This is a genomic window from Streptomyces sp. NTH33, assembly GCF_003236365.1.
In the GTDB taxonomy this organism is placed as follows: Bacteria; Actinomycetota; Actinomycetes; order Streptomycetales; family Streptomycetaceae; genus Streptomyces.
Map to the genome: position 1 here is coordinate 1 of NZ_POTZ01000221.1, position 11,685 is coordinate 11,685.

The 11,685-nt window shown below is 72.1% G+C and carries 13 protein-coding genes; 6 read left to right on the forward strand and 7 right to left on the reverse strand.

Features of this window, described 5'->3' with window-relative positions:
• Positions 1 to 55: 55 nt before the first annotated feature.
• Together C1I97_RS20825 and C1I97_RS20830 are read right to left on the reverse strand one after the other, a co-directional pair.
• On the reverse strand, positions 56 to 649 hold the full coding sequence (locus C1I97_RS20825) for a TetR/AcrR family transcriptional regulator (RefSeq protein ID WP_111004739.1): 594 nt from the start codon (positions 647 to 649) through the stop codon (positions 56 to 58).
• A 157-nt stretch (positions 650 to 806) separates the two neighbouring features.
• Positions 807 to 1,571, reverse strand: a complete 765-nt coding sequence (locus tag C1I97_RS20830; protein WP_111004740.1) for an SDR family oxidoreductase — start codon at positions 1,569 to 1,571, stop codon at positions 807 to 809.
• Positions 1,572 to 1,752: 181 nt separating this feature from the next.
• Here C1I97_RS20830 and C1I97_RS20835 point away from each other — a divergent pair, with 181 nt between their 5' ends.
• Positions 1,753 to 2,997: an exo-beta-N-acetylmuramidase NamZ family protein gene (locus C1I97_RS20835; RefSeq protein ID WP_111004741.1), complete on the forward strand. Its 1,245-nt coding sequence runs from the start codon at positions 1,753 to 1,755 to the stop codon at positions 2,995 to 2,997.
• A gap of 88 nt (positions 2,998 to 3,085) precedes the next feature.
• On the opposite strand, the gene C1I97_RS20840 is transcribed toward C1I97_RS20835, so the two are convergent.
• Entirely contained in the window at positions 3,086 to 5,881 is a 2,796-nt protein-coding gene (locus tag C1I97_RS20840) for a penicillin acylase family protein (protein ID WP_111004742.1), read from the reverse strand.
• Between the two features lie 91 nt (positions 5,882 to 5,972).
• Between C1I97_RS20840 and C1I97_RS40015 the strand changes: the two genes are divergently transcribed.
• Positions 5,973 to 6,116 carry a hypothetical protein gene (locus C1I97_RS40015; protein WP_181446824.1) on the forward strand — a complete coding sequence of 48 codons (144 nt, stop codon included), beginning with the start codon at positions 5,973 to 5,975 and terminating at the stop codon, positions 6,114 to 6,116.
• Positions 6,117 to 6,131: 15 nt separating this feature from the next.
• Positions 6,132 to 6,734, forward strand: a complete 603-nt coding sequence (locus tag C1I97_RS20845; protein ID WP_111004743.1) for a hypothetical protein — start codon at positions 6,132 to 6,134, stop codon at positions 6,732 to 6,734.
• A 126-nt stretch (positions 6,735 to 6,860) separates the two neighbouring features.
• On the opposite strand, the gene soxR is transcribed toward C1I97_RS20845, so the two are convergent.
• Complete coding sequence (gene soxR, locus C1I97_RS20850; RefSeq protein ID WP_111004744.1) at positions 6,861 to 7,331, reverse strand: redox-sensitive transcriptional activator SoxR; 471 nt, start codon at positions 7,329 to 7,331, stop codon at positions 6,861 to 6,863.
• A 111-nt stretch (positions 7,332 to 7,442) separates the two neighbouring features.
• On the opposite strand from soxR, the gene C1I97_RS20855 reads away from it, so the two are divergent.
• Positions 7,443 to 7,904 carry a MaoC family dehydratase gene (locus C1I97_RS20855; protein ID WP_111004745.1) on the forward strand — a complete coding sequence of 154 codons (462 nt, stop codon included), beginning with the start codon at positions 7,443 to 7,445 and terminating at the stop codon, positions 7,902 to 7,904.
• On the opposite strand, the gene C1I97_RS20860 is transcribed toward C1I97_RS20855, so the two are convergent.
• The 3 genes from C1I97_RS20860 to C1I97_RS20870 form a co-directional block, all read right to left on the reverse strand.
• Entirely contained in the window at positions 7,895 to 8,536 is a 642-nt protein-coding gene (locus C1I97_RS20860; protein ID WP_111004746.1) for a TetR/AcrR family transcriptional regulator, read from the reverse strand. The genes C1I97_RS20855 and C1I97_RS20860 overlap by 10 nt on opposite strands.
• Before the next feature lie 96 nt (positions 8,537 to 8,632).
• Positions 8,633 to 8,920, reverse strand: a complete 288-nt coding sequence (locus C1I97_RS20865) for a YiaA/YiaB family inner membrane protein (RefSeq protein WP_111004750.1) — start codon at positions 8,918 to 8,920, stop codon at positions 8,633 to 8,635.
• Between the two features lie 98 nt (positions 8,921 to 9,018).
• Positions 9,019 to 10,170, reverse strand: coding sequence for an acyl-CoA dehydrogenase family protein (locus tag C1I97_RS20870; protein ID WP_111004747.1), 1,152 nt, complete (start codon positions 10,168 to 10,170; stop codon positions 9,019 to 9,021).
• Positions 10,171 to 10,258: 88 nt separating this feature from the next.
• Between C1I97_RS20870 and C1I97_RS20875 the strand changes: the two genes are divergently transcribed.
• Positions 10,259 to 10,900, forward strand: a complete 642-nt coding sequence (locus C1I97_RS20875; RefSeq protein WP_111004748.1) for a TetR/AcrR family transcriptional regulator — start codon at positions 10,259 to 10,261, stop codon at positions 10,898 to 10,900.
• A 47-nt stretch (positions 10,901 to 10,947) separates the two neighbouring features.
• Positions 10,948 to 11,658, forward strand: a complete 711-nt coding sequence (locus tag C1I97_RS20880; protein WP_111004749.1) for an ArsR/SmtB family transcription factor — start codon at positions 10,948 to 10,950, stop codon at positions 11,656 to 11,658.
• Positions 11,659 to 11,685 lie beyond the last annotated feature (27 nt).

Here is an 11,685-nt window from a genome sequence, read left to right on the forward strand (position 1 = left end):
TGCCCGTCCCGTCCCGGGGACGGAGCCCCCGGATCCCCGAGGCGGGCTGGACACCTCACGGGCGCAGTGCCCGCAGCAGCAGGTCCGCCAGGTGGCCGGCGACCTCCTGGGGGCTCAGCGGGCCGTCCGGGCGGTACCAGGTCGACAGGTGGTGGACGGAGCCGAAGTGGTAGTCGACCACCAGGTCGGCCGGGGTCGCCGTGGAGAAGACGCCCGCCTGCTGGCCCTCCTCGATGAGCGCACGGAAGCGTTCGTGGTAGCGCCGGCGCTCGGCGCGCACCTGCTTGTTCTTCTCCGGACTCAGGTGGTGCATCGAGCGGAAGAAGATCATCGCGTCGTCGAGGTTCTCGATGGTGGTCACCACCACGTCCGCCGCCGCGTCCCGCAGCCGCTCCTCGATCGGCTCGTCGGCGTCCGCGAAGGCGTCCAGGCGCTCCTGCTGGACGCGCAGCACGCGCGCGTACACCTCGTGCAAAAGGTCGTCCTTGGAGCCGAAGTAGTGGTAGAGCGCCCCCTTGGTGACGCCGGCCGCCTCGACGATCTCCTGCACCGAGGTGCGGTCGTAGCCCTGCTCGGCGAAGAGCCGGGTGGCGGCGGCCAGGAGCCGCTGCGGCACCGGAGTGCCGCCTGAGTCCGTCGTCCTGGGCACCTGCCGCCACCTGCCTTCCCGTGGTCCTACTCGCTGTCGCGCGTACGAGAACGAAGTTCCCGACGGGGAATCTTCCCACTTGCCGTTTCCGGCGAGTCCGGCAGGATCTCGATGTCCAGGAGGGCGGCCCGGGGCCCGGCCGCGCGGCAGGGGGAGGTCACCGGTTCCCCTCCCAGGTGCGCTGGATGTGGTTCATGTTCCTCAGCCAGCGGTCGGGGTGGGTGGCGCGGGCCTGGTAGAAACCGGCGACCTCGGGGTGCGGCAGGATCAGGAAGCGGTCCTCCGCCATCCCCTTGAACAGGGCCTCGGCCACGTCCTCCGGCTCGATCGCGGTCGGCTGGAGCACCAGGTCGCCCGCGCTGCCGGAGCCGGCCAGCATGTCGGTGCGCACGCCCTGCGGGCAGATCGCGTGCACCTTGATCCCGCGGTGACGGTACGTCAGCGACAGCCACTCGGCGAAGGCGTAGGCGCCGTGCTTGGTGACACTGTACGGGGCGGCGCCGATCATGGTGAGCAGTCCGGCCGCGGAGACGGTGGAGACGAACCGGCCGCCGCCGCGCTCCAGCCAGGCGGGGAGCAGCGTCCCGGCGGCGCGGACGTGGGCCATGACGTTGACGTCCCAGGCGCGCGCCCAGGCCTCCTCGTCGGCCGCCTCCGAACCGGCGGAGGCCAGGCCCGCGTTGGCGCAGTAGACGTCGATCGTGCCGCCGAGCGCGTCGCGGGCCTCGGCCACGGTCGCGGAGGCGTCGCCCGGCACCGCGATGCCGCCGATCTCCCCGGCGACGGCCTCCGCCCTGCCGGCGTCGAGGTCGTTGACGACGACCCGGGCCCCCTCGGCGGCGAACCTGCGGGCCAGCGCGGCGCCGATGCCTCCGCCGGCCCCGGTGACGACCACTCCCGCATCCTGCACGGCTTCCACCATCGGTCTCCTTCGAACGGCTGCGACACGACGCGAATCGGCTCCCCCGGCGTCAGACTAACCGGTCGGTATGTAGTGCGGAAGAGGTGTTCTCGAGGAGGGGTGGTCCAGTCCATTCCGTGTCGGGCGGGCTCACGCTAGCGTGCGTGGGCATGACACCCGCCGCGATCACGGAGGTCACCGTATGAAGCTGTCCAGACGGAGCCTGCTCGCCACCACCGCCGCGGTAGCGGCCTCCGGGGCCGCGGCGGCCCCGGCACACGCGGACCCGGGGGGCGGCCGCCCGCTGCGGACCGGCTTCGAGCGTCTGGCCGCCGACGGCTACGCGCTCCTGCGCGGACAGCGGGTCGGGATCGTCACCAACCCGACCGGCGTCACCCGGGACGTGCGCCACATCGTGGACGTCATGCACGCCGACCGCCGGGTGAACCTGGTCGCCGTCTTCGGCCCCGAGCACGGCTTCCGGGGCACCGCGCAGGCGGGCGGCTCCGAGGGCCGCTACGACGACCCGGCCACCGGGCTGCCGGTGTACGACACGTATCTCAAGAGCGGGCAGCCGCTCGCCGACGTCTTCACCGCCTCCGGCGTGGACACGGTCGTCTTCGACATCCAGGACGTGGGCGCCCGCTTCTACACGTACATCTGGACGCTGTACGACTGCATGGAGGCCGCCGCGTCGGCCGGCAAGCGGTTCGTGGTGCTCGACCGGCCCAACCCGATGACCGGGCGCGAGGCCCTGGGCCCGGTGCTGCACAAGGAGTTCGCGACCTTCGTCGGACGGCAGCCGATCTCCCAGGCGCACGGCATGACGGTCGCCGAGCTGGCACGGCTGTTCAACGGGGAGTTCCTGACCAGGCCGGTGCCGCTGGAGACCGTGCTGATGACCGGCTGGAAGCGGTCGCGGTTCTACGACGACTCCGGGCTGCCCTGGGTGCCGCCGAGCCCGAACATGCCGACCCCCGACACCGCGCTGGTGTACGCGGGAACGTGTCTGTTCGAGGGCACGAACCTGTCCGAGGGCCGCGGCACCACCCGCCCCTTCGAACTGCTCGGCGCGGAGGGGATCGACGGACGCTGGGCGGCCGCGGCGAACGCCCTGCGCCTGCCGGGCGTGCACTTCAGGGAGGCGTACTTCGCGCCCACCTTCTCCAAGTTCCAGGGCGCGACGGTCGGCGGGGTGCAGATCCATGTGCACGACCGGGCCGCCTACGACCCCGTACGGACCGGAATCGCGCTGCTGGTGACCGTCAAGCGGGTCTGGAGCGGCTTCGCCTGGCGCTCGGACAACTGGATCGACAAGCTCACCGGCTCCACCCGGGTGCGCACGATGATCGACGCCGGGGCCACCACCGACGAGGTGGTGGCCGGCTGGCAGCAGGAGCTGGCCGCGTTCCGGAAGGTGCGGAAGGGATATCTCCGCTACGGCTGAGCCGTGGCGCGGGGCCGGTTCCCGCCGCGGGCCCGGCCCTCGGCACGGGGCGGGCCGCGTCCACTGACGCGGCCCGCCACCGCCCGGTCTACCGGTGACCGGTGTACTCCACGACCTGCTGGTAGGTGGGCCGGTTCTGCCAGCTGATCCTGCCGTGCCTGATGCCGCCCAGGGCGCGCTGGACGATCGAGTCGGCGCACCACTGGTCGCCCGCCGAGCACTGGTCGTCGCCGGGGTAGACCTGGGCCGCGGGCGCCCCGGCCGCCTGCTTCAGGGTGCCGAGCAGGACGTCCCGGCAGGCGCCGAGGTCGCCGCCGCCGCAGAACTTCCGTGCGAGCGGGCCCTGGACGGGCTCGCCGAGCACCGCACGGACGTCCTTGTCGACATAGCTCCACCAGCCGTACTGGAAGGAGCTTCCGGCGTGCGAGCCGGTCGGGCCGTGCCCGGCCGACGGCGACTCGTCGATCGGCAGGTTGGCGGTGAAGGCGGTGTAGAGGTCGCTGCCGAGGCCCGGCTCGAACTCGGCCCTCACCAGCAGCGGCCACCAGGCGTCCAGGATCCGGATGGCGTCGGCGTCGGCGTACTTCTTGGTGCCGGCCGAGGTCTCGGTGCGCTGAGCGCCCGCGGTCACCCAGGTCTGCAGCTTGCTCACCGCCGCCGCGGCCGTGGGGTCGGTCACCGGCGAGCTGTTGATCACCTTCAGCAGCTTCGGCAGCACGTCCTCGCCCCTGAGATCGGCCAGGGCCGCGTCCGCCATCGCCTTCACCAGCGAGGCGCGGGTGACCCCGCCGGCCGCGACCAGCTTCCTCACCCGGTCCTCGAGCAGGTCGCCGCGGTGCACGGAGCCCTCGCCCCAGGGGGCGGAGGCGTAGTCCAGGGCCTGCTTGTTGTTCCAGGAGATGTAGTAGTCCTGGTCGACGGAGTTCGGGTGCGCGGAGGGCGGGGTGTAGCCGGCGGTGTTGGTCACCGCGTCCCAGTCGCGCCACTCGTACGCCGGCCGGGCCCACACCGGGAACTCGGCGTCCACGCCGTTCGCCCGCACCGGGTTGTCGCCGCTGTTGTAGTACGCCGTGTGCCGCGAGTCGGCGTAGAACCAGTTGAACGTGTAGTTGATGTGCTGCGTGGCCTTCTGGAAGTCCTCCGGGCCCTTGACGAAGCCGGGATCGTTGAGCATCTGGAAACCGATGATCGAGTCGACCTCGTGCAGGAAGGAGGAGCGCAGGGTGGTGTAGGCGACCTTCTTCCCGCCGACGGTGGCGCGGTACGCGACGGGGCCGTACTTGGTGCGCCACACGCGCATGGTGTAGGAGCCGGCCGCCGTCCCGTCGGCGACGGTGGGCTTCCAGGAGTTGGGCTGCTCGGCCTTCTCCATGGCCGTGCAGGTGCCCCGGTACAGGTAGTGGTGGTCGTCCTGGCACAGCTCGACGGCGTAGGTGTCGATGACGTCCTGGCCGGAGGTCGTGGCGCTCCACGAGTAGTCCTGGCCGCGGCCGAGTTCGACGTACATGCTCAGGCCCGCGAAGGAGGCGCCGCGGGCGCTGAGGCCCGGGCCCTGGATCTCCTGGAGCATCAGCAACTGGGGCGCGAAGTAGCCGGTCTGCGGGCCGAAGACGGCGACCGGATGGCCGCTCGCGGTGTGCTCGCCGCTGACGACGAGGGCGTTGGACATGCCGCGTCGGGCGGAGGACAGGGCGGTCTTCGCGGCCGAGGCGGAGGCACCCTTGGCGGCGGCGGTCGCCGCGCTGCCGGTGCGGTCGTGCACCAGCGGCTCCCGGGTCACCGAGCCGGCGTCGGGCAGGGCCGCGCCCTTGGGGTCGTCGGGCTTGAGGGCGTACGGGTAGCTCCTGCCGTCGTGCAGGGTGAGGACGGCCTCGGGGTCGTTGCGTTCGCGGAAGGACTCCCAGAGCCGGGTGCCCTCCTCGATGCCGTACTTGGACTGGGCGGCCAGCAGGGACAGCGCGTTGTCGACCTCGCCGCCCCCGCCGGAGCCGAACAGGGCGCCGACCACGGAGGCCAGCGCGACCAGGTCGGTGGTCTTGAAGTGCTCGATGGTGCCGGCGTTGGTGATCGAGTCCTTGTGGCCGGTCAGGACGTACTCGCCGGGGAAGTAGCGGCCGGAGTCGGAGGCGTCGATGTAGGCGTTGATGCCGTCCAGGTAGGCGTTGACGTCGGCGAGGGCCTGCTGCCCGCGGGCGCCGCCCCGGGCCACCGCGCTGTCGATCTGCGCCTGGAGGTCGGCCTCGGTGTACGGCGCGTTGCGCCAGAACTCCTGTTCCAGGCCCTGGTTGGCGGGTGCGCCGCCGGCGAAGGAGGTCAGCCGGCCGCGGCCGACGTGCCGGAAGACGTCCATGAGCCACAGCCGGTCCTCGGCGGCGGCGTACCCGGCGCCGAACTCGGTGCCGTAGCGGGTGGTGCCCGTGATGTGCGGCACGCCGGTCTTCTTGTCGCGGACGATGGTCACGTCGCCGCGGCCCGCGGGCTTCACGGTGGAGGCGGCCTGGCCGGAGGGGACGCCGAACGAGGCGTCGTTGAAGAAGGAGTTGATCTTGGCGTCGGTGAGCGCCGGGTAACCCTTGGCCAGGCCGGCGTACGGGCCGAGCTGGTCCGCGGCGTGGCCGGGCTGGGTGCCGAAGGCCTGGTGGAGGAGGATCTGGGCGAGGGTGGCGTTGCCGTTCTGGCCGGGCGGCAGGATGTCGGAGCACTGGCCGCCGCAGTGGTCGTCCGCGGCCGTCGCCTCCGTGGCCGCCCCGGCCGCCGCCGCTTGGGAAAGCGGAGACAAAAGACCGGCAATGAGGACGCATACGGATGCGGCCTTCAGGAACCCGGGGAACCTGCGGGGAGTTCTCAGTCTGTCGAGCGCGATGTGTGGGGCGCGCCGTGGCATGGCAGCTCCTCCCGACGGAGTGGGGAGCGGGACGTTACCGCCGGTATCCCCGAGCGGGAAGATGAACATGCGTCACTTTTGGGGACACCTCGTGAAGGTCAACCGGGGCGGCGTTATGGAGGGCATCGGAAAACGGATGGAGCCGGATCGGGTGTCGACACGTCTATTCGGCGACGTCGTCACGGCGACTGCGCACGACGACGCCGCAGTGATCGAAGTACAGGTGCAGGTGTGACGGAGGTGCGAAGCGATGGCTGGTTTCCGAAGTCTGGCGAGACAGGTGAGGGACCCGCGGTGCGATCTGGCGCTGCGACGCTACTCACTGCGCAAGTGCCTGGAGCGGTTCGCGCCGTACGGGCACAGGGCGACCTGGGACCATCTGTGCTCCAGGGCGGGGTTCGGCCCCGAGGACAGGTCTCCTGACCCGGCGCGGCTCGTGGCCGCACTGGAGGAGCTGGAGGAGGCGCGTTCGGTGTGGCTCGCCTACGAGGTCGAGTTCGCCAGGCGCCGCAGGAAGGAGAAGCACGACGGGCTGCGCAGGCCCGGCAGCGTGGACGACTGGCACCGGCTGACCTGGGGCGGCTTCGGAGTGGCCTGGTGCGACGACCCGCGGGTGCACCCGCGGGAGCCGCTGGCCGAGGTGCTGCGCCGGCTGATCGCCGCACTGGAACGCGAACCGGACGCGGCGTGTCCGGTGTGCGGCGGGGAGCGGCTGGTCTGGACGTACGACCTGGATCACGAACCGTCGTCCGGCCCGGTCTGCGTGGAATGCGGAATCCTGGTCCCGCGCCCGGTCCTCACCCCTGAGGCCCTGGCGCACGCCAGGCGGGGGCAGCTGCTGGTGTCCGCCTGAGTACGACGAAGTACGACGGGGGGTGCGCCGGGGATGCCGCACCCCCCGTCGGCTCCTCTTCCCCGCGCGTGCCGGGACGGGCCGGGCGCACCCCGCCGGACACACCCCGTCGGCCTCCGCGCGCGGCTACGCCCGTCCCTTCCCGCGCTCCACCATCAGGCGCGAGCCCGTCAGGCGTTCGCCGAAGACGTCGTCCGGGTTGGACAGGACGCAGGTGTCCAGGGACAGGCAGCCGCAGCCGATGCAGTCGGTGAGGTGGTCGCGGAGGCGGTTGAGCTGTCTGATGCGCTCGTCCAGTTCGGAGCGCCAGGCCTCGGAGAGGCGGGCCCAGTCCTTCCGGGTGGGGGTGCGTTCCTCGGGGAGTTCGGCGAGCGCCTCGCGGATCGTGGCGAGCGGGATGCCGACGCGCTGTGCGGCCCGGACGAAGGCGACCCGGCGCAGTGTGTCACGGGAGTAGCGGCGCTGGTTGCCCGCCGTGCGGCGGCTGCTGATCAGGCCCTTGGACTCGTAGAAGTGCAGGGCGGAGACGGCCGCGCCGCTGCGTGCGGACACCTGGCCGACGGTCAGCTCGTGGATCTTCTCGGGGATCTGGGGCACTCGTGGGAGCCTACCCACCGCGCCACGCGCCCGGTCCGTTGACAGGGGCCCTTCGCCCGACCATGCTAAGCAGTTGCTTAGACATGACGTGCGTTGCGGGAGGCCGGGCACATGGCAGAGCCGAGGATCTTCACATCCGCCGGGGAACTGAAGGCGGCGGTGGGCGAACAGCTGGGGTACACCGACTGGCTGGACGTCGACCAGAAGCGGATCGACCTGTTCGCGGAGGCGACCGGCGACCACCAGTGGATCCACGTGGACCCGGAGAAGGCCGCCGCGGGCCCCTTCGGCACGACCATCGCCCACGGCTATCTCACCCTGTCGCTGCTCCCGCTCTTCGGGCCGCAGCTGATCCGGGTCGAGGGCGTGAGGATGGGCGTCAACTACGGCACCAACAAGGTCCGTTTCCCCGCCCCCGTGCCGGTCGGCTCGCGGCTGCGCTCCACCGCCGTGATCACCGGCGTGGACGACGTGCCGGGCGGGGTGCAGGTGACCGTCGCCTTCACCGTGGAGCGCGAGGACGGCGACAAGCCGGTGTGCGTGGCGGAGTCGGTGGTGCGGTACTACCTCTGAGCGGGGCCGGACTTCGCCCCGACCATCCGCAGCACGAGGTCGGCGTAGAGCGCGCCGACCTCCTCGGGGGTGCGGGGGCCGTCGACGTTGAACCAGCGGGCGACGTCGATGCACAGGGACAGCACGGCCAGCGTGGTGCCCTGCACGTCCAGGACGTCGAACTCGCCCGAGGCCACGCCGTCCTCGATGATCCCGCGCACCTCGGCGTCGACCTGGCGGCGCAGCGCGAGGATCTCCGCGCGGGCATCCGGGCCGAGCGAGTCCAGCTCGTACTGGACGACCCGCGCGGTGGTGCGTCCCCCGGCGTGCCAGCGGACGAAGGAGCTGACGGCGTCGGCGAGCCGCTCGGTCGCGCCGCCCTCGCGCCGGGCGGCCGTGCGCAGGATCTCCAGCGCCTTCTCGTGGCCGATCCGGCTGATGCGGTGGAGCAGCTCTTCCTTGGTCTTGTAGTGGATGTAGAGCGCGGCCGGGCTCATGCCGGCCCGGCCGGCGATGTCACGGGTCGTCGTCGCGTGGTAGCCCCGCTCGGCGAAGGCCTCCACGGCGGCCACGAGCAGCCGCCGGGCCGCGTCCGGGGTGACCTCGGCCCACGGCTGTGGGTCGCCGCCGGCCGTCTCCTCCGCCGTACTCATCGCTCGTTCGCCCCTCTCTGCGTCAAGGGGTCCACCATACCGCCGAAGCTGAGCGCTCGCTTAGCGCACCTGGGCCGGTGGAGTGGCGCCACCGGATCAGAGTTTCTGGAAGGGGTCGTGTTCGGCGAGGAGTTTCTCCAGCCGGGCCTGGTCGACCCGGCTGACGATCTGCCCGGCCTCCTGACGGTCCCTGATGACCTTGGCGAGGGTGAAGGCGGACGTGACGAGGTACAGGACGGCGATGGCCAGGAAGGCCCGTACCCAGGCATCGGCGTCCAGTCTGAGGATGCCGATGGCGGTGGCCGCCATGGCGACCGCGAAGGAGGCGACGGCCTGACCGTAGTAGGCGGCCGTGTTCTGCTGCTTGACGGGTGTGTCGCTCATGCCGACAAGCATCGGCGGGCGTGGCCGCCGCCACATCCGCCGGGATACTCAGTCCCCGTACTCAGAGGCGCGCGGCGGGAACGCGCGGGGGCCGTTCCTCAGAACGCCGAGACCCCTGTCAGCGCCCGCCCGATGACCAGTTTCTGGATCTGGCTCGTGCCCTCGTAGAGGGTCATCACGCGGGCGTCGCGCAGCAGCTTGCCCACCGGGTACTCGTCGATGTAGCCGTAACCGCCGAAGACCTGCAGGGCGTTGTTCGCGGCGCGCACGGCGGCCTCCGAGGCGAACAGCTTGGCCTTGGAGGACTCCACGGCGAAGGGCAGCCCCCGGTCGACGAGGTCGGCGACGCGCCAGGTCAGCAGGCGGGCGGCGTCCACGTCGACGGCGATGTCGCTGATCAGCTCCTGGACGAGCTGGTGGTGGGCGATGGTCCTGCCGAACTGCTCGCGCTCTCCGGCGTAGCGCACGGCCGCGTCCAGTGCGGCCTGGGCTATGCCCACGCAGCCGGCCGCCACCGACATCCGGCCCTTGGCGAGGGCGGACATGGCGACGGAGAAGCCCCTGCCCTCCTCGGCGAGCAGCGCGGAGGCCGGGACGCGCACGTCCTCGAGGACCAGCTCGGCGGTGGCCTGGCCGCGCAGGCCCAGCTTGCCGTGGACGGTGCGGCGGGTCAGGCCGGAGGTGTCGGTGGGGACGAGGAAGGCGGAGACGCCCTTGTGGCCGGGGGCGTCGGTGGAGCGGGCGAAGAGCAGGACGACGTCGGCCCAGGTGCCGTTGGTGATGAACATCTTGGTGCCGTTGATGACGTAGTCGCCGCCGTCGCGCACGGCCCTGGTGGTGAGGCTGCCCGCGTCGGAGCCGGTGCCGGGCTCGGTCAGGCCGAAGCAGCCGACGTACTCGCCGGAGGTCAGGCCGGGCAGCCAGCGCCGCTTGTGCTCCTCGCCGCCCCAGGCGGCGATCGTCTTGGCGACCAGGCCGAGCGAGACGGACACGATGCCGCGCACCGAGGAGTCGCCGCGGCCGAGCTCCTCGGTGACCAGGCAGTAGGCGAGGTGGTCGCCGCCCGAGCCGCCGTACTCCTCGTCGATCGTGAGCCCGAGGAAGCCGACCTCGCCGAGCTTCTCGACGATGCCCCGGTCGACCTCCTCCGCGCGGTCCCAGGCGACGACGTGCGGGGTGATCTCGCGCTCGACGAAGTCCCGGGCGAGCCGGCTAACTGCGGTCTGCTCCTCGCTGAGTTCGAGGTTCATGCGGATCACCCCAGGTGTGACGGACGTCGGGAGCCGGTTGTTTGAATTAGCACTGCTAGTTTAATGTCGCAGCCCTACCATGTGCGCCATGGCCCGACCGCGCAAGCCCCTCCTCAGCACCGACCGCATCGTCGCGACGGCGCGGGAGCTCGTGGACGCGGAGGGCCTGGCGGCCGTCTCCACGCGCCGGCTCGCCGCCGAGCTGGGGGTGAGCGGGCCCTCGCTCTACAACCACTTCCGCACCAAGGACGAGATCCTGGAGGCGGTGGCCGACTCCGTGAGCGCCAAGGTCGACCTGTCGATGTTCGAGGACGGCCGGGACTGGCGGAGCGCGCTGCACGACTGGGCCGTGTCCTACCGGTCCGCCCTGCGCGACCACCCGAACATCGTCCCGGTCCTCGCCCGCGGCCCCGGCCGCCGGCCGGCCGCGCTGCGACTGGCCGACGCGGTGTACGGCGCGATGGTCGAGGCGGGCTGGCCGCCGGCGCAGGCCACCTCCATCGGCGCGCTGATGCGGTACTTCATCATGGGCTCCGCGCTCGGCTCCTTCGCCGCCGGTTTCGTCGACGACGCCGGCGCCTACGACCCCGCCGACTATCCGCACCTCGGGCAGGCCCATCTGCTGGCCGAGCAGCAGCAGAAGATCGACGAGCGGGCGTTCGAGACGGGGCTGGCGGCTCTGCTGGACGGGCTGGCACAGCAGTACGAGCAGGTGGCGCGGACCGCGTAGCCACACTTCGGCGACCGCCGAACCGTGCGTGCCGCATCCTTGGACGCATGACCACCAAGGACCCCCAGGCGGCCGGCCTGGCGGCGCTGGCCGGGCTGATCGCCGACGAGACCCGCGCCGCGTGTCTGCTGGCGCTGCTCGACGGACGGGCGTGGACGGCCGGGGAACTGGCCCGGCACGCGGGCGTCGCCGCGTCCACGCTCAGCGAACACCTGGGCAAGCTCGTCGCGGGCGGACTGCTCGCGGAGGAACGGCAGGGGCGGCACCGGTACGTGCGCCTGGCCGGCGCGCGGGTCGCCCAGCTGGTGGAGGACCTGGCCGCTCAGGTCGCCCCGCAGGCCGCGCACCGGCCGCGCACCCTGCGGGAGGCGAGCGCCGGGTCGGCGATGGCCCGCGGCCGCACCTGCTACGACCACCTCGCCGGGCGGCTGGGCATCGCGGTGACCGACGCGCTGACGACGCGCGGACTCCTGCGGCAGGACACCGGTTTCGCGCTCACGGACGCGGGGCTGACCTGGTTCGGCACGGTGGGCATCGGCCTGGACCGCACGGGCCGGCGCCCGCTGGCCCGGGCCTGCCTCGACTGGACGGAACGGCGGCCCCACCTCGCGGGAGCCGCCGGCGCGGCCCTGTGTCGGCACGCGCTCGACGCGGGCTGGTGCGTACGCATCGGCTCGGAGCGGGCGGTGAAGGTCACGGCGAGCGGCGAGCGGGCCCTGTCGGATCTGCTGGGGATCGAGGCGGGGGCGTTGCGCTGAGCTCCCCGGCCCGCCCCACCTCGGTCT